This is a genomic window from Vibrio sp. 10N.247.310.24, from assembly GCF_041467175.1.
GTDB classification, from domain to species: Bacteria; Pseudomonadota; Gammaproteobacteria; order Enterobacterales; family Vibrionaceae; genus Vibrio; species Vibrio tasmaniensis_A.
Genome location: NZ_JBFSUD010000006.1, coordinates 30783 through 48475, shown reverse-complemented (window position 1 = coordinate 48475; position 17693 = coordinate 30783). Strand labels below are relative to the sequence as shown.

General features: G+C 44.8%; 14 protein-coding genes and 2 tRNA genes. All 16 read left to right on the top strand.

Annotated features, from left to right (window positions below; all coding sequences use genetic code 11):
* The first annotated feature begins 63 nt into the window (after positions 1–63).
* The 16 genes from ftsH to AB6E08_RS03210 all read left to right on the top strand — a co-directional run bounded on the left by ftsH (position 64) and on the right by AB6E08_RS03210 (position 17621).
* Positions 64–2040, top strand: coding sequence for an ATP-dependent zinc metalloprotease FtsH (ftsH, locus tag AB6E08_RS03285; protein WP_372065838.1), 1977 nt, complete (start codon positions 64–66; stop codon positions 2038–2040).
* Between the two features lie 91 nt (positions 2041–2131).
* The gene (gene folP, locus AB6E08_RS03280; protein ID WP_372065841.1) at positions 2132–2962 is read left to right on the top strand and encodes a dihydropteroate synthase; all 831 of its coding nucleotides are present in this window, start codon (positions 2132–2134) and stop codon (positions 2960–2962) included.
* A gap of 21 nt (positions 2963–2983) precedes the next feature.
* A complete protein-coding gene (gene glmM / locus AB6E08_RS03275; protein WP_372065844.1) occupies positions 2984–4324 on the top strand; it encodes a phosphoglucosamine mutase in 1341 nt (446 codons plus the stop codon).
* A 278-nt stretch (positions 4325–4602) separates the two neighbouring features.
* Positions 4603–4935 (top strand): preprotein translocase subunit SecG, encoded by a 333-nt coding sequence (secG, locus tag AB6E08_RS03270; RefSeq protein WP_009847546.1) that lies wholly within the window; start codon positions 4603–4605, stop codon positions 4933–4935.
* Positions 4936–4951: 16 nt separating this feature from the next.
* A tRNA-Leu gene (locus AB6E08_RS03265) sits at positions 4952–5036 on the top strand.
* A gap of 53 nt (positions 5037–5089) precedes the next feature.
* A tRNA-Met gene (locus tag AB6E08_RS03260) sits at positions 5090–5166 on the top strand.
* Positions 5167–5403: 237 nt separating this feature from the next.
* On the top strand, positions 5404–5859 hold the full coding sequence (gene rimP, locus AB6E08_RS03255; RefSeq protein WP_004734501.1) for a ribosome maturation factor RimP: 456 nt from the start codon (positions 5404–5406) through the stop codon (positions 5857–5859).
* A gap of 35 nt (positions 5860–5894) precedes the next feature.
* Positions 5895–7382, top strand: coding sequence for a transcription termination factor NusA (gene nusA, locus AB6E08_RS03250; protein ID WP_009847542.1), 1488 nt, complete (start codon positions 5895–5897; stop codon positions 7380–7382).
* 20 nt (positions 7383–7402) lie between these two features.
* Positions 7403–10093, top strand: a complete 2691-nt coding sequence (infB, locus tag AB6E08_RS03245) for a translation initiation factor IF-2 (RefSeq protein ID WP_009847541.1) — start codon at positions 7403–7405, stop codon at positions 10091–10093.
* A gap of 135 nt (positions 10094–10228) precedes the next feature.
* Positions 10229–10642, top strand: a complete 414-nt coding sequence (gene rbfA, locus AB6E08_RS03240; RefSeq protein WP_009847540.1) for a 30S ribosome-binding factor RbfA — start codon at positions 10229–10231, stop codon at positions 10640–10642.
* Positions 10642–11595, top strand: coding sequence for a tRNA pseudouridine(55) synthase TruB (gene truB / locus AB6E08_RS03235; RefSeq protein WP_372065849.1), 954 nt, complete (start codon positions 10642–10644; stop codon positions 11593–11595). Before rbfA ends, truB begins: the two co-directional genes overlap by 1 nt.
* Before the next feature lie 218 nt (positions 11596–11813).
* Positions 11814–12083 carry a 30S ribosomal protein S15 gene (gene rpsO / locus AB6E08_RS03230; protein ID WP_004734493.1) on the top strand — a complete coding sequence of 90 codons (270 nt, stop codon included), beginning with the start codon at positions 11814–11816 and terminating at the stop codon, positions 12081–12083.
* A 360-nt stretch (positions 12084–12443) separates the two neighbouring features.
* A complete protein-coding gene (pnp, locus tag AB6E08_RS03225; RefSeq protein ID WP_012604701.1) occupies positions 12444–14564 on the top strand; it encodes a polyribonucleotide nucleotidyltransferase in 2121 nt (706 codons plus the stop codon).
* Positions 14565–14688: 124 nt separating this feature from the next.
* Positions 14689–15612: a lipoprotein NlpI gene (gene nlpI / locus AB6E08_RS03220; protein ID WP_009847537.1), complete on the top strand. Its 924-nt coding sequence runs from the start codon at positions 14689–14691 to the stop codon at positions 15610–15612.
* 174 nt (positions 15613–15786) lie between these two features.
* The gene (locus AB6E08_RS03215) at positions 15787–16194 is read left to right on the top strand and encodes a MarR family winged helix-turn-helix transcriptional regulator (protein ID WP_041472897.1); all 408 of its coding nucleotides are present in this window, start codon (positions 15787–15789) and stop codon (positions 16192–16194) included.
* Positions 16195–16283: 89 nt separating this feature from the next.
* Complete coding sequence (locus AB6E08_RS03210; protein ID WP_371707098.1) at positions 16284–17621, top strand: MATE family efflux transporter; 1338 nt, start codon at positions 16284–16286, stop codon at positions 17619–17621.
* Positions 17622–17693 lie beyond the last annotated feature (72 nt).

Genomic DNA, 17693 nt, shown 5'->3' with positions numbered 1-17693 from the left:
ACAAACTGTAGTACCCTACCTTTAATTACAATTAGTTATCGAGAGGCTTACACCTTGAGTGACATGGCAAAAAATTTAATTCTGTGGCTTGTTATCGCGGTTGTGTTGATGTCGGTCTTCCAGAGCTTTGGCCCTGGGGAAAGTAACGGCAGAGCAGTAGATTACACCACGTTTGTACAGGAAGTTGGCCAAGGCCAGATTCAAGACGCACAGTTCAATAACAGCGAAATTACTTTCACACGTCGTGGCGGTGGTTCTAAGTATGTAACTTACATGCCTGTTTATGATCAAAAGCTACTTGATGACTTAATTAATCAAAACGTAAAAGTTCAGGGTACACCACCTGAAGAGCAGAGCCTGCTTGGCACTATCTTCATCTCTTGGTTCCCAATGATCTTACTGATTGGTGTGTGGATTTTCTTCATGCGTCAAATGCAAGGCGGCGGCGGCGGTAAAGGCGCGATGTCTTTCGGTAAGAGCAAAGCTCGAATGATGAGCGAAGAACAAATCAAAACGATGTTTGCGGATGTTGCTGGTTGTGACGAAGCAAAAGAAGACGTGAAAGAGCTTGTTGATTATCTTCGTGACCCAAGTCGTTTCCAGAAACTGGGTGGTAAGATCCCGACAGGTATCCTGTTGGTTGGTCCTCCTGGTACTGGTAAGACATTGCTTGCAAAAGCAATTGCTGGTGAAGCGAAAGTACCGTTCTTTACTATCTCAGGTTCTGACTTCGTTGAAATGTTTGTTGGTGTCGGTGCATCTCGTGTGCGTGACATGTTCGAACAAGCGAAGAAAGCAGCGCCTTGTATTATCTTTATCGATGAAATCGATGCTGTAGGTCGTCAACGTGGCGCTGGTGTTGGTGGTGGTCACGATGAACGTGAGCAAACACTTAACCAAATGCTGGTTGAGATGGATGGTTTCGAAGGTAACGAAGGTATTATTGTTATCGCTGCGACTAACCGTCCCGACGTGCTAGACCCTGCATTACTTCGTCCTGGTCGTTTTGACCGTCAAGTTGTGGTAGGTCTACCTGATGTACGTGGTCGTGAACAGATTCTTAAAGTGCACATGCGCAAAGTTCCACTATCAGGTGATGTTGAACCATCTCTGATTGCTCGTGGTACTCCAGGTTTCTCTGGTGCAGATCTTGCGAACCTTGTTAACGAAGCGGCTCTATTTGCTGCTCGCGGAAACAAACGCAATGTATCTATGGTTGAGTTTGAACTTGCGAAAGATAAGATCATGATGGGTGCAGAGCGCCGTTCAATGGTTATGTCTGAAGAAGTGAAAGAATCAACGGCTTATCACGAAGCAGGCCACGCAATTGTTGGTCGTTTGGTACCTGAACACGATCCAGTGTACAAGGTGTCAATCATTCCACGTGGTCGTGCACTTGGTGTGACTATGTATCTACCTGAGCAAGATCGCGTAAGCATGTCTCGCCAACACCTAGAGTCAATGATCTCTAGCTTGTACGGTGGTCGCCTTGCTGAAGAACTTATCTACGGTAAAGACAAGGTTTCGACTGGTGCGTCTAACGATATCGAACGTGCAACTGATATTGCTCGCAAGATGGTAACGCAGTGGGGCTTCTCTGAAAAACTAGGTCCTCTTCTATATGCTGAAGAAGAAGGCGAAGTTTTCCTAGGTCGTGGCATGAGCCAAGCGAAACATGTTTCTGACGATACAACTCGACTCATCGATGAAGAAATTCGTATTCTTATCGACCGTAACTATGCTCGTGCGAAGCAGATTCTTGAAGAGAACATGGATCTCATGCACTCGATGAAAGATGCGCTGATGAAGTTTGAAACGATTGATGCAGGTCAGATTGATGACTTGATGGAACGTAAAGACGAGATTCGCGAGCCTGCTGGTTGGGGTGATGAAGCAAAAGCAGAACCTGCAAAGGAAGAAGCCAAGCCTGAAGCTGAAGTTAAATCTGAAGAACAAGCTAAAGCCGAACCAGAAGCTGAAGAGTCGAAAGTTGAAGAAGTTAAATCTGAATCAGATGATACTCAAAACAAAGATTCTTAATCGCTAAGCTATAAATTAAAACCCTGAGTACGCTCAGGGTTTTTCTGTTTATAGCTCAAGGTGTTTTTTTACTCTTTAAGACCTGCCTTTCATGATATTAAAAGCAAACAATAAAACACTCGTTTTAGACCGCCCACATGTAATGGGTATCCTCAATGTCACCCCTGATTCTTTTTCTGATGGCGGAAGATTCAACTCATTAGATAATGCATTGCTGCAAGCTGAACGAATGATTCAAGCCGGTGTTAGCATTATTGATATTGGTGGTGAATCGACTCGCCCTGGAGCTCCGGACGTTTCCTTAGAGGAAGAGCTCGCTCGAGTTATTCCTGCAATTAAAGCGATTCGTGCTAAGTTTGATGTTTGGATTTCTATTGATACCAGCAAAGCCGAAGTGATGCGCCAAGCTGTTGAAGCGGGTGCTGATTTGATCAATGATGTACGCGCTTTACAAGAGCCAGGTGCCCTACAAGCGGCCGCTGAGGGTAATGTTCCTGTTTGCTTGATGCACATGAAAGGCCAACCAAGAACCATGCAAGCTAGCCCAGTTTACGACGATGTTCTAATGGATGTTGAAGCATTCTTACAAGAAAGAGTGGAAGGTTGTGAGGCTGTAGGAATCTCAAAAGAACAGCTGATTCTGGACCCTGGTTTTGGTTTTGGTAAAACCATTGAACACAATTACCACCTATTAGCGCACCTTGAAAAATTTCATACGCTTGGGTTGCCAGTTTTAGCTGGGATGTCGAGAAAATCGATGATCTTTAAGCTACTGGACAAGGCCCCAGCAGATTGCATGGTAGCCAGTGTCACTTGCGCGACTATCGCTGCAATGAAAGGCGCACAAATTATTCGCGTTCACGATGTTGAAGATACATTGGAAGCGATGAAGATAATCGAAGTGATGAATAACAATCACTAATAATAATTAAGGAAAATCAATATGTCTGATAAAAGACGTTACTTCGGCACAGATGGTGTACGTGGCAAAGTTGGCCAATACCCGATTACACCTGATTTTGTTCTGAAGCTTGGCTGGGCTGCAGGTCGTGTTCTTGCGAAGCAGGGCACCAAGAAAGTGATCATTGGTAAAGATACTCGTATCTCTGGCTATATGCTTGAGTCTGCGTTAGAAGCTGGCCTTGCTGCTGCGGGTCTTCAGGCTACGTTTACTGGCCCAATGCCAACACCTGCTGTTGCTTACTTAACACAAACTTTCCGTGCTGAAGCGGGTATCGTTATCTCTGCATCGCATAACCCTTTCTATGACAACGGCATTAAGTTCTTCTCTTCTGAAGGCACTAAATTGTCGGATGACATTGAGTTGGCTATCGAAGCTGAACTAGATAAAGATATCGAGTGCGTGGAATCTTCTGCATTGGGTAAAGCTGTACGTTTAAATGATGCAGCTGGCCGTTATATCGAATTTTGTAAAAGTACATTCCCACACAAAATGACGTTAGCGGGCATGAAAATTGTGGTGGATTGCGCACATGGTGCGACTTACCACATTGCGCCAGCGGTATTTAAAGAGTTGGGTGCTGAAGTGATTGCAATGGGTGTTGAACCAAATGGTACTAACATCAACCACGAAGTGGGTGCGACAGATGTGCGTGCTCTGCAAGCTAAAGTACTTGAAGAAAAAGCAGCGTTAGGCCTAGGCTTTGATGGTGACGGTGACCGCATCATCATGGTTGACGAGCTAGGCAACAAAATTGATGGTGACCAAATTGCTTACATCATTGCTCGTGATGCACTGCGTCGCGGTGAGTTGAAAGGTGGCGTTGTTGGTACACTAATGACCAACCTTGGTATGGAAAATGGCCTTAAGCAATTAGGTATTCCATTTGTACGTGCTGCTGTTGGTGACCGTTACGTCATGGAGCAACTTCTTGCTAAAGGCTGGAAGATCGGGGCAGAAAATTCGGGTCACGTTATCCTATTGGATAAAGTGACGACGGGTGATGCTATCGTTGCTGCTCTGCAAGTGTTGGCTTCAGTTGTTGATAGCGAAATGACACTGAATGAGCTGTCTCAGGGCATGACGTTATACCCTCAAGTTCTAGAAAACGTTCGTTTCAGCGGAGATTCAAACCCACTAGAAGCCGAAGCGGTAAAAGCAGCGGTTGTAGAAGTAGAAGCTGAGCTTGGCGAGAAAGGTCGTGTGCTATTACGCAAGTCTGGTACCGAGCCACTACTGCGTGTCATGGTTGAAGGCGAAGATGCTGAGCTTGTTCAGAGTTCTGCACTGAAAATTGCTGATGCAGTAAAAGCGAATTGCTAATAAAACGTTTGCCGTAACAGGCGAAGTCGGTCTCACTTGTGGCGGCCGGGTTTTAGTTATGTGATGATTAAAAAGGGACGCAAATGAGTTTTGTGTCCCTTTTGCCCTTTTTTTGACCACTTGCTTGGTAAAGGCTTATTTTTTAGTAAATTCCCCTTGTCAGTCATCGTCGCATTCGCTAGTATTGCTCGGCCTTCAGTTAGGAGGTCGCTAGCCTTGTTCTTAAAAATAGTTTTTTGAACGGCGCTGGCTCAACAATTAGGAACATAGGTGGAAAAATGTTTACAGTTCTACTTGTGATTTACCTGTTGGCAGCGCTTGGTGTAATTGGCCTAGTGTTGATTCAACAAGGTAAAGGCGCAGATATGGGAGCCTCTTTCGGTGCTGGCGCTTCAAACACTGTGTTTGGTGCTGGTGGCTCAGGAAATTTCCTTACCCGAATGACTGCAATTTTTGCAACTACATTTTTTATCCTTAGCTTAGTGCTTGGTAATATGTCTACACATAAAACTGAGTCACAGTGGATTGACCCGACTCAAGGTCAGGTGATTCAACAAGCTGAAGATGCAGTGAGTGAAGTTCCGGCGCAAGGCGACGAAATTCCACAATAATCTGTAAAGATTTGATGCCGAGATGGTGAAATTGGTAGACACGCTAGCATGAGGTGCTAGTGCCTTAGGGTGTGAGGGTTCGAGTCCCTCTCTCGGCACCATGTTTACAAACTTGTAAAACATCTTGTTGGGCGTATAATGCTCACAAGTCGGACGCGGGATGGAGCAGTTTGGTAGCTCGTCGGGCTCATAACCCGAAGGTCGTCGGTTCAAATCCGGCTCCCGCAACCAATTACAATGCTATTATATAGCTTGTATTGGTAGCAAGTTTGCACAGTGTGAACCTCACTGTGAGTTAAGTGTGATATCAAATATGATGACACTTAACATATAAGGGTCCAGCAACAAAAACCCCGGCTTATACGGGGTTTTTTGTTATCTAAGCATTTATAAATGCATTTAGATGATAATGTTTGCTTGGAATTTAAATTGGGCTTTGAGCCCTTTTTTTGTTTCTGGAGTGGTTAAATGACTGGTTTAGAAAGACAACTTACTGAAATGCTTGACGCTCCAGTAGCAGCATCGGGTTATGAGTTAGTTGGATTAGAATTTATTCGTGCTGGTGAGCACTCAACGCTACGCATTTACATCGATTCACCAAATGGTATCAATGTAGATGATTGCTCTGAAGTTAGTCACCAAGTAAGTGCCGTAATGGACGTTGAAGATCCAATTTCAGTGGCTTATAACCTTGAAGTGTCTTCACCAGGTTTAGAGAGACCACTGTTCAAAGCTGAGCATTACCAACAATTTATTGGTCACGAGGTAAGCATCGTTTTGAAAATGGCTGTCGGCAACCGTCGTAAATGGAAAGGTGATATCCAATCTATCGAAGGCGAGACAGTGAAAGTATTGGTTGAAGGACAAGAAGAAGAATTCGTCCTGAGCAATATTGCGAAAGCTAACCTGATCCCTAAATTTTAGTTCTCCTAGAGAGAAGAGCTTAAGAGGCTAGATTAATGAACAAAGAAATTTTGGCGGTAGTAGAAGCTGTTTCTAATGAGAAAGCAGTTCCTCGTGAGCGTATTTTTGAAGCGCTTGAAATCGCGCTTGCAACGGCAACAAAAAAGAAAAGCGAACTAGAAATCGAAGTTCGTGTTGAGATTGACCGTAAAACGGGTAATTTCGAAACTTTCCGCCGTTGGGAAGCTGTTGAGGAAGTTGAATTCCCAACAAAAGAAATCTCTATTGAAGCTGCAAAGTACGATGATCCAGAGATCGAACTTGGCGGTTTCATTGAAGATGATATCGAATCAGTAACGTTTGACCGTATTACGACTCAAACAGCTAAGCAAGTTATCGTACAGAAAGTACGTGAAGCTGAACGCGCTCAAATCGTTGAACAGTTTATTGATAACGAAGGCGAGCTAGTCACTGGCGCAGTTAAGAAAGTTAACCGTGACACAGTGATTCTAGATCTAGGTAACAACGCTGAAGCGGTAATCCTTCGTGATGACCAACTTCCTCGTGAAAACTTCCGTCCAGGTGACCGTGTTCGTGGTCTTCTATACGCAGTTAAGCCAGAAGCTCGCGGCTTCCAGCTGTTTGTTACTCGTTCTAAGCCAGAAATGCTAGCTGAACTATTCCGTGTTGAAGTGCCTGAGATTGGTGAAGAGCTAATTGAACTTAAAGGTGCTGCACGTGACGCTGGTTCTCGTGCTAAAATCGCCGTTAAAACAAACGACAAACGTATTGACCCTGTTGGTGCGTGTGTTGGTATGCGTGGCGCACGTGTACAAGCTGTATCTAACGACCTTGGCGGTGAGCGTATCGATATCGTGCTTTGGGATGATAACCCGGCGCAATTCGTTATCAATGCAATGGCTCCTGCTGATGTTGCTTCTATCATCGTTGATGAAGATACGCACTCAATGGACATCGCGGTTGAAGCTGACAACCTAGCGCAAGCTATCGGTCGTAGCGGTCAAAACGTACGTCTAGCGTCTCAACTTACTGGTTGGGAACTGAACGTAATGACTGTTGCTGATCTAGAGAAGAAGCACCAAGAAGAAGCAGTTGCTTCTATTGAAAACTTCATGAAGCACCTAGATATCGAAGAAGACTTTGCTCAAATGCTTGTTGAAGAAGGCTTCTCTACGCTTGAAGAAGTAGCCTACGTTCCTGTGAACGAGCTTCTTGAAGTAGATGGTCTAGATGAAGGTATCGTTGAAGAATTGCGTAACCGCGCGAAAGACGCACTGACAACTCTAGCGCTAGCGAAAGAAGAAACTTTCGATGGTGTTGAGCCAGCTGAAGACCTACTTGCACTTGAAGGTCTTGAGCGTGAAATGGCTTACAAGCTAGCAGCAAAAGGCGTTGCGACATTGGAAGACCTAGCTGACCAAGGCGTTGATGAACTAGAAGGCATCGAAGACCTAACTGCAGAGCGTGCAGGCGAGCTAATTATGGCTGCGCGTAACATCTGTTGGTTCGGCGACGAAGAATAATTCAGCAAGGAGAGAGCGGTATGACACAATTAACAGTTAAAGCACTGAGTGAAGAGATTGGTACGCCAGTTGACCGCTTAATTGAACAACTTGCTGATGCAGGCATGAAGAAAGCAGGGTCGGACCAAGTGACTGATTCAGAGAAGCAAACATTGCTAACGCACCTTAAAAAGGAGCACGGCGATACTTCTGGTGAAACAGAACCGACTCGTTTAACTCTTCAACGCAAGACCCGCAGCACGCTAAGTGTTGCCGCTGGAGGCGGTAAGAGTAAGGATGTTCAAGTTGAGGTACGTAAAAAGCGTACTTACGTGAAGCGCAGCACTATTGAAGATGAAGCGAAACGTGAAGCTGAGGAAGTAGCTAATCGTGAAGCGGAAGAGAAAGCACAACGCGATGCTGAAGAGCAAGCGAAACGTGATGCTGCAGAGAAAGCACAGCGCGAAGCCGAAGCAAAAGTAACACGTGAAGCGGATGCAAAACGTGAAGCTGAAGAGAAGGCTCAACGCGCACAAGCTGAAAAGGCTAAAAAAGACATGAATTCAAAAAATGCAGACGCTAACGCACAAGCGAAAAAAGAAGCGGATGAACTTAAAGCTCGTCAAGAGCAAGAAGCAACTCGTAAAGCCGAAGCTGAAGCAGCTAAGCTTGTTGAAGAAGCTCGTAAGTTAGCAGAAGAGAACCAAGAACGTTGGTCTGAAGAAGAGAAGAAGAAGAAAGAGCAAGAGAAATCTGCGGATTACCATGTGACGACTTCTACTTACGCTCGTGAAGCTGAAGATGCGGCAGACAAAAAAGATGAGAAAGCACCTCGTCGTCGCAAGAAGAAACCAGCTCCAGCAACTCAACCTGGCAATAACCGTGGTGGTCGTAACCAACGTGGTCGTGGCGGTAAAGGTAAGCTTGCTAAACCAACTTCAATGCAGCAAGGCTTCGATAAGTCAGCGACTGTTGCAAAATCTGACGTTGCTATCGGCGAAACTATCGTTGTTTCTGAACTGGCTAGCAAAATGTCAGTTAAAGCAACTGAAGTTATCAAAGTAATGATGAAGATGGGCGCTATGGCGACTATCAACCAAGTGATCGACCAAGAAACAGCACAACTTGTTGCTGAAGAAATGGGTCACAAGGTAATCCTACGTAAAGAAAACGAACTTGAAGAAGCAGTACTAGCTGACCGTGATAGCGATGCTATCGCTGAAGGTCGTGCTCCTGTTGTTACTATCATGGGTCACGTCGACCACGGTAAAACTTCAACACTTGACTACATTCGTAAAGCACACGTTGCTTCTGGCGAAGCTGGCGGTATCACGCAGCACATTGGTGCTTACCACGTAGATACTGACAACGGCATGATCACGTTCCTTGATACTCCTGGACACGCGGCCTTTACTGCTATGCGTGCTCGTGGTGCTCAAGCGACAGATATCGTTGTACTTGTTGTTGCTGCAGACGATGGCGTAATGCCACAAACAATCGAAGCAATCCAGCACGCGAAAGCGGCAGGCGTTCCTCTGATTGTTGCTGTGAACAAGATCGACAAAGAGGGTGCAAACCCAGACAACGTTAAGAATGAGCTAGCTCAATACGACGTTATCCCTGAAGAATGGGGCGGTGAGAACATCTTCGTTCACATCTCTGCAAAACAGGGTACAAACATTGATGGTCTTCTAGAGTCTATCCTTCTTCAGTCTGAAGTTCTTGAGCTTACAGCGGTTAAAGAAGGCATGGCATCTGGTGTTGTTGTTGAATCTCGTCTTGATAAAGGTCGCGGTCCAGTTGCAACAGTGCTAGTACAGTCTGGTACTCTAAACAAAGGCGATATCGTTCTTTGTGGTCAAGAGTACGGCCGTGTTCGTGCAATGCGTGATGAAAACGGTAAAGACATCGAAACTGCAGGTCCATCTATCCCTGTAGAAATTCTAGGTCTTTCTGGCGTTCCTGCTTCAGGTGATGAAGCGACTGTTGTACGTGATGAGCGTAAAGCTCGTGAAGTTGCAAACTACCGTCAAGGTAAATTCCGTGATGTTAAACTAGCTCGCCAACAAAAAGCGAAACTAGAGAACATGTTCGCGAACATGACGGCAGGCGAAGTTGCTGAACTTAACGTTGTACTTAAAGCTGACGTTCAAGGTTCTGTAGAAGCGATTGCTGACTCTCTACTGAAACTGTCAACTGACGAAGTTAAAGTGAACATCGTAGGTTCTGGTGTTGGTGGTATTACTGAAACTGACGCAACACTTGCTGCAGCTTCTAACGCTATCATCCTTGGTTTCAACGTTCGTGCTGACGCAACTGCGCGTAATACAGTTCAGAACGAAAACCTAGATCTACGTTACTACTCAATCATCTACCAACTGATTGACGAAGTTAAACAGGCAATGGGCGGTATGCTTGCTCCTGAATTCCGTCAAGAAATCATTGGTCTTGCACAAGTTCGTGACGTATTTAAGTCGCCTAAACTTGGTGCAATCGCTGGTTGTATCGTTACTGAAGGTACGATTAAGCGTAGCAACCCAATCCGTGTACTTCGTGAAAACGTTGTTATCTACGAAGGTGAACTAGAGTCACTTCGTCGCTTTAAAGATGACGTTCAAGAAGTTAAGAATGGTTACGAGTGTGGTGTTGGCGTTAAGAACTACAACGACGTTCGCGTTGGTGACCAGATTGAAGTATTCGAAATCGTTGAGGTTAAACGTACTCTAGACTAATCAGTCTGTACGACTCGACATATTGACTAAGGTTACTAACATTACTAATAAAGGTAATAAGGTAATCGGTTGTTGAATACACCATGGGGGGCTGGTAATTACCAAGCCCCCCATCTTTCTAAGTGAGAAAAGAAAATGTCAAAAGAATTTAGCCGCACACAACGTGTGTCTCAGCAGCTTCAAAAGGAGCTTGCACTTATCCTACAACGTGAAGTTCGTGACTCACGTATCGGTATGGTCACTATCTCAGACGTAGAAGTGTCTCGTGACCTTGCTTACGCAAAAGTGTTCGTTACTTTCCTATGTATCGGTGAGCAAACACCTGAATCATGTCTTGCTGCTCTTAAAGAGCATGAAGTGCCAGTTCGTATGGCTCTTGGTAAGCGTATTCGTCACCGTCTAACGCCTGAAGTGCGTTTTACTTACGACAACACACTAGTAGAAGGCATGCGTATGTCTAACTTAGTAAGTGAAGTTTTAAACGACGATAAGCGTAAGCAAGAAGAGTCTGGCCGTACTGACGAAACTCAGTCTAAGGGCGAAGAGTAATGGCTCGCCGTCGTAAAGGTCGCCCTATCAACGGGGTAATTCTGTTAGATAAGCCAACGGGCATTTCGTCTAATGATGCACTGCAAAAAGTAAAACGTATTTACTTTGCAGAGAAGGCAGGGCACACCGGTGCTCTTGATCCTCTTGCGACTGGCATGCTGCCAATTTGTCTTGGTGAAGCAACGAAGTTTTCTCAGTTTCTATTAGATTCTGACAAGCGCTACGTAGTAATCGCTAAGCTTGGTGAGCGTACCAATACCTCTGACTCTGATGGTGAAGTGGTAGAGACACGAGATGTTAACGTGACTCAAGAGCAACTTGAACGCTGCATTGCAAGCTTCAAAGGGGAAACCGACCAGATTCCATCAATGTTCTCAGCATTGAAGTATCAAGGTAAGCCTTTGTATGAATACGCACGTGCAGGTATCGAGGTGCCTCGTGAATCTCGTAAAATCACTGTTTACTCTATTGAACTGCTTCGCTTTGAAGGTGATGAAGTTGAGATGGAAGTGCATTGTTCAAAAGGCACTTACATCCGCACAATTACCGACGATCTTGGTGAAATGCTAGGTTGTGGTGCCCACGTGACCATGCTTCGTCGTACTGGTGTTGCTAAGTATCCGTACGATCGTATGGTGACTTTGGAGCAGTTGAACGAGATCCTAGAGCAAGCGCAGGCGCAAGACATTGCACCCAAAGAGCTGCTTGATCCACTATTAATGCCAATGGATACAGCCGTTGAAGACTTACCAGAAGTTAACTTAAACGCGGAACTGACTGACCTAGTTCAGCACGGTATGCCCGTTCAGGTTTCTGGTGCGCCAACTGAAGGTACGGTTCGCATGACAAGTGGTGAAGAGAAACTGTTTGTTGGTGTTGCTCAGATTGCTGAAGATGGCCGAGTTGCACCGAAGCGTTTGGTTGTTTTCAGAGATGAAGAGCCACAAGCATAACGCTGAAACCTAGTTAGGTATTGGCGCTTAGCCTGGAAAAGCGAATCAATAATATAGAAAGCGAGCCCTTAATTTTAATGGTTCGCTTTTTTCGTTTTTCATCAGTTCGATTGTTATTGCACCAACTCGTAAACTTCCCTATAATCCTCGGCTCGCGTAGCGGCTGAATCAGAGATTGGCTGCTACAAATATAAACTTACTCTTATCAGGAGAGATTTATGTCTCTGAATGCAGAAACTAAAGCAGCAATCGTTGCAGAATACGCACAATCTGAAGGCGACACAGGTTCACCAGAAGTACAAGTAGCACTACTTACTGCTTCTATCAACCACCTACAAGGTCACTTCAAAGCGCACAAACACGATCACCACAGCCGTCGTGGTCTATTACGTATGGTTTCTAGCCGTCGTAAGCTTCTTGATTACTTGAAAGGCAAAAACCTTACTCGTTACCAAGACCTAATCAAGCGTCTAGGCCTACGTCGCTAATAGCGATGTCTGCAAAGACAGTTTGAAGAAAAGGAGCATTTATGCTCCTTTTTTTGTGCCTGTTATATTTTTAATGTTAAAAATGAAGGTTCTCTGTGCGGTTAACCTGATTTTTAATCGTGAAAATGTCTCTTGCCAAGAAAATAGTTTATACTCTCGCACGCGAATAATTGTTTGATTATTTCGCACCCTAATTAGCTCAACAATAACAGTCACAGATGTCGGCCAATAGGTCGCGACTATTAAAAGCAGATGTTTAGTCTGATTGAACTTCTCGTCTTTTTTTACTAGTCGCGATTAGTTATTGCTGAGCATTCATTCACTTATTCTGAAAAGAGATTTTCAGATGAAGGATATACAATGTTTGAAAAACCAGTTGTAAAGTCATTCCAGTACGGTAACCACACCGTTACTCTAGAAACGGGCGTAATGGCACGTCAAGCTACTGCTGCTGTAATGGCGACTATGGACGATACATCAGTATTCGTTTCTGTTGTTGCTAAAAAAGAAGCTGTTGCGGGTCAAGATTTCTTCCCTCTAACAGTTAACTACCAAGAGCGTACATACGCTGCGGGTAAAATCCCTGGTGGTTTCTTCAAGCGCGAAGGTCGTCCATCTGAAGGCGAAACACTAACAGCTCGTCTGATTGACCGTCCAATTCGTCCACTTTTCCCAAGTGCGTTTAAAAACGAAGTTCAAGTTATCGCTACGGTTGTTTCTATCAACCCTGACGTAAACCCAGACATGATCACTATGATCGCAACGTCTGCTGCACTTGCTATCTCTGGTGCTCCATTCAATGGTCCTATCGGTGCTGCACGTGTTGGTCACATCGACGGCGAACTTGTTCTTAACCCATCAAATACTGAGCTTGAAAACTCTAAACTAGACCTAGTTGTGTCTGGTACAGAAGGCGCAGTACTTATGGTTGAATCTGAAGCAGATAACCTATCTGAAGAAGAAATGCTTTCAGCTGTTGTTTACGGTCACGACCAACAACAAGTTGTAATCAAAGCAATCAACGAGTTTGCTGCTGAAGTTGCAACTCCATCTTGGAACTGGGAAGCGCCAGCAGTTAACACTGAGCTTAAAGCTCAAGTTGCTGAACTTGCTGAAACTCGTCTATCTGACGCGTACCAGATCACTGAGAAAATGGCTCGTTACGAGCAAGTTGGCGCAATCAAGAACGACACTGTTGAAGCTCTAATTGCACAAGACGAAAACCTAGATGAGCGCGAAATCCGCGGCATGCTTGGTTCTCTAGAGAAAAACGTAGTACGTAGCCGTATCATTGCTGGCAACCCACGTATCGATGGCCGTGAAAAAGACATGGTTCGTGCGCTAGACGTACGTACTGGTGTTCTTCCACGTACACACGGTTCTTCTCTATTCACTCGTGGTGAAACTCAAGCACTTGTTACTGCAACGCTTGGTACACAACGTGATGCACAAATCATCGACAGCCTAATGGGTGAGAAGAAAGACAACTTCCTTCTACACTACAACTTCCCTCCATACTGTGTAGGTGAGACTGGTTTCGTTGGTTCTCCTAAGCGTCGTGAAATTGGTCACGGTAAGCTTGCTAAACGTGGTATCCAAGCAGTAATGCCTTCTGTTGACGAATTCCCATACACAGTTCGTGTTGTATCGGAAATCACAGAATCTAACGGTTCTTCTTCAATGGCTTCTGTATGTGGTACATCTCTAGCACTTATGGATGCTGGTGTTCCAATCAAAGCTTCTGTTGCGGGTATCGCAATGGGTCTTGTTAAAGAAGGCGACGATTTCGTTGTTCTTTCTGACATCCTTGGCGACGAAGATCACCTAGGTGATATGGACTTTAAAGTAGCAGGTACTAACGCTGGTATCACTGCACTTCAAATGGACATCAAGATCGAAGGTATCACTAAAGAGATCATGCAAATTGCTCTTAACCAAGCGCAAGGTGCACGTAAGCACATCCTTTCTGTAATGGATGAAGCTATCTCTGGTGCTCGTGAAGATATCTCTGAATTCGCTCCACGTATCCACACAATGAAAATCAGCTCTGATAAGATCAAAGATGTTATCGGTAAAGGCGGCGCAGTTATCCGTGCTCTTTGTGAAGAAACGGGTACTACAATCGAAATCGAAGACGATGGCACAATCAAGATTGCTGCTACTGAAGGCGCAGCTGCTAAAGAAGCTATCCGTCGTATCGAAGAGATCACTGCTGAAGTTGAAGTTGGCCGCATTTACCAAGGTAAAGTTGCTCGTCTAGCTGACTTCGGTGCATTCGTTACTATCCTTCCAGGTAAAGATGGTCTAGTACACATCTCTCAAATCGCTGATAAGCGCGTTGAGAAAGTGTCTGACTACCTAACTGAAGGTCAAGAAGTACCAGTTAAGGTTCTTGAAATTGACCGTCAAGGCCGTGTACGTCTAAGCATGAAAGAAGCAGTTGAGACGCCAGCTGAAGGCGAAGCACCTGCTGCTGAGTAATTCTTAGCCTATTAATGGGACTATCGCTTTTTAGTGATTTCTAACCCATTGGTAAAAAAGCATGTTATAAAGGGGAGCATATCGCTCCCCTTTTTTATTGCGGTCATAACAGGAGTAATTATTTGTGAAATGGTTTCAAACCGCGAGTATGTGTTTACTGCTTGTACTGACAGGTTGTGCGACAACATCAGATAACACCTCACGTTGGGTTTATCCACCAATGGCTGTGCCGCTGCAACCAAGCGTTCAGCAAGAGGTTCAAATTGCACGTCTTAGTCAATTATTACAGCGCCCGGACTTGAATGATGAAGTTCGATCTAAGATGCTGTTTGAACGTGGTAACTACTACGATAGTGTTGGCCTGCGTGATCTAGCACGTCTCGACTTCAACCAATCTCTTTCATTGAACCCTGCTCAACCTGATATCTTCAACCTTTTGGGGGTTTACTTTACGCAGGTAGGGGAGTTTGATGCCGCTTATGAATCTTTTGATTCTACGTTAGAGCTTGATCCTGCAAACTCTTACGCAGAAAGAAACCGCTCTATCGCACTCTACTACGGCGAACGTTATGATTTAGCCAATGAAGAGATGACGAAGCATTATACCGATGACCCAAGTGATCCATTCCGTGCGCTTTGGTTGTATATCATTCAGCACGAACTCACGCCAGAGCAAGCCAAGCTTGATTTGCAAAAACGTTACGAGAGCCGTGATGAGCAGTGGGGTTGGGTATTAGTCGCGATTATGCTTGATGACATTACTGAAGAGCAGGCTTTTAAGGCCATCTTGACCGGTACTCGTGACAACACGTTACTTGCGCAGCGCCTAACTGAGACATATTTCTACCTTGCTAAGCGTTACCACATGAATGGGGACTACGCGAATGCGATCTCTCTGTACAAGTTGTCAGTGTCTTTCAATGTGTATGAATATGTAGAGCATCGTTACTCTTTCTTAGAGCTAAGCCGTATATTTACTACTCTTAAAGCCGAGCACTTAGCAAAAGTTAAGTTGGCTGAGGCCGAAGAAAAAGCCGACACAAAGTAAACGATATATTTTGATTCCGAAGAACCGCTGCCTGTCAGCGGTTTTTTTATGCTCCTTTTTTATGCTCCGTTTTTATAAACAAAAAAAGGGGGGCTCGCTTTTAATTGCTTTTTATTTAAACAACACTAAAATAGTTAGCCTTGCTAACTAAATGCCATTCTTGATTAGGTGAGTATGCTGAACCAGAATTTAGAAAAGATTGAGCGCTTCGCCTCTAAGATATGGCGAACTCAGGTAAATGAAGATCCTATTTGCCAATTGAGCTTCAATGAGTATGACTATTTGAAGGTCATTCAATCTTCTCCTGAACCGATCCGATTGACTGATCTTGCGATTGAGATGCAGGTTACAAAGCCTTCAGCAACCACTATGGTTCAGAGACTAGAGAGAAAGGGGCTTGTTGAGCGTAAAGTTTCGCTCGAAGATGCGAGGTCTAAGTTGGTCGTATTGACCAGCAAAGCTGAAGTCGGCTTAGAAGAAGAAAGTAAGATCTATCAGGTCATGGCACAGATATTGGAAAGTCGTTTGTCTGAGCAAGAGTCTCAGCAGCTAAACCTATTATTAAATAAAGCTTTGAAGTAAATAATTTAGATATTTAGTTAGCCTTGTTAACTAATTTTTCGAGTCATATCTTGTTGATATGCGACTCACAGATGAAAGTAGAGTAAGAAATGAGTAACTCAATTAGTCGCCAGTTTTGGCGATACACAATCCCTACTGTGGCTGCCATGTTGGTTAATGGCCTTTACCAAGTGGTGGATGGCATCTTCATTGGCCGCTATGTGGGGGCTGATGGACTTGCAGGTATCAATGTTGCGTGGCCTGTGATTGGTTCGATTCTCGGTATTGGTATGTTGGTGGGTGTAGGTACAGGTGCGCTTGTCTCGATTCGCCAAGGTGAAAAAGATACTCAAGGCGCTAAGCAGATCTTAGCAACAGGTTTAACCTTGTTGTTGGCGATAACCCCCATTGTTTCAGCATTGCTGTTTTTGTTTGCTGACAACTTCTTGCTTTGGCAGGGCGCAGAAGGGCGAGTGTATGAACTTGGCCTACAATACTTACACATTCTGATTGGCGCGAGTGCCTTCACGCTAGGTTCGATCGCGATGCCGTTTTTACTGCGTAACGATGACAGCCCGAACTTGGCCACCATACTGATGATTGTCGGTGCGGTGATCAATATAGCTCTGGATTATCTGTTTATTGCTCAGCTTGGTTGGGAGTTGAAGGGTGCTGCATTGGCAACCGCGATTGCTCAGTTTGTAGTAACAGGTTTGGGGTTAGCTTACTTCTTCTCACGTCGAGCAAACCTGCGCTTGCGTTGGAATGAACTGAGACTGAAGCTTGATGTGATTCCACAAATCTTTGCCATTGGTACATCAAGCTTCTTTATGTACGCTTACGGTTCGATGATGGTTGCGCTGCACAATGCGTTGTTCTCTCAATATGGCGACCAGTTGATGATTGGTGCTTACGCGATTTTGGGCTACATAGTGACGGTTTATTATCTCACGGCTGAAGGTATCGCCAACGGCATGCAACCATTGGTGAGTTATAACCATGGTGCGCGTAACCAAGCGAATATCCGTAAGCTACTTAAGATTGCGATGATGAGTTCGGTATTGATTGGTGTGGCGTTCGTGCTGCTTCTGAACGCGTTCCCACGTGAGTTTGTGTCAGTCTTTAACTCAGATGAACCTCAGCTAGTCGAGTACACCGTGTTGGGTATTCGATTACACATGTTTGCACTGGCGCTTGATGGTTTCTTAGTGGTAGCGGGTGCTTACTATCAGGCGGTCAACAAAGGCAGTAAAGCGATGTTTGTCATGCTAGGTAATATGCTTATCCAGTTACCTTTCTTGTACATTATGCCTAAGTTGTACGGTGTGCCGGGGATCTGGGTTGCGTACCCACTGTCTAATATTGCGCTAAGCGTGGTGGTGATGGTGATGCTCTACAAAGATGTAAAGAAGCTCGATGTCTCACCGATGAATACAGCGGCGGCATAGGTCGTATTTCTTAAGTAGAATTAAAAAGGTCTAGCGAATGCTAGACCTTTTTGTCTCTGTGGCTGATGGGTT

Bases quoted from the DNA above. Each gene is read 5' to 3' on its own strand.
- secG (WP_009847546.1), top strand. From the start codon at position 4,603: ATGTTTACAGTTCTACTTGTGATTTACCTGTTGGCAGCGCTTGGTGTA.
- nusA (WP_009847542.1), top strand. From the start codon at position 5,895: ATGAACAAAGAAATTTTGGCGGTAGTAGAAGCTGTTTCTAATGAGAAA.
- folP (WP_372065841.1), top strand. From the start codon at position 2,132: ATGATATTAAAAGCAAACAATAAAACACTCGTTTTAGACCGCCCACAT.
- rbfA (WP_009847540.1), top strand. From the start codon at position 10,229: ATGTCAAAAGAATTTAGCCGCACACAACGTGTGTCTCAGCAGCTTCAA.
- ftsH (WP_372065838.1), top strand. From the start codon at position 64: ATGGCAAAAAATTTAATTCTGTGGCTTGTTATCGCGGTTGTGTTGATG.
- infB (WP_009847541.1), top strand. From the start codon at position 7,403: ATGACACAATTAACAGTTAAAGCACTGAGTGAAGAGATTGGTACGCCA.
- AB6E08_RS03210 (WP_371707098.1), top strand. From the start codon at position 16,284: ATGAGTAACTCAATTAGTCGCCAGTTTTGGCGATACACAATCCCTACT.
- glmM (WP_372065844.1), top strand. From the start codon at position 2,984: ATGTCTGATAAAAGACGTTACTTCGGCACAGATGGTGTACGTGGCAAA.
- truB (WP_372065849.1), top strand. From the start codon at position 10,642: ATGGCTCGCCGTCGTAAAGGTCGCCCTATCAACGGGGTAATTCTGTTA.
- rpsO (WP_004734493.1), top strand. From the start codon at position 11,814: ATGTCTCTGAATGCAGAAACTAAAGCAGCAATCGTTGCAGAATACGCA.
- AB6E08_RS03215 (WP_041472897.1), top strand. From the start codon at position 15,787: ATGCTGAACCAGAATTTAGAAAAGATTGAGCGCTTCGCCTCTAAGATA.
- pnp (WP_012604701.1), top strand. From the start codon at position 12,444: ATGTTTGAAAAACCAGTTGTAAAGTCATTCCAGTACGGTAACCACACC.
- rimP (WP_004734501.1), top strand. From the start codon at position 5,404: ATGACTGGTTTAGAAAGACAACTTACTGAAATGCTTGACGCTCCAGTA.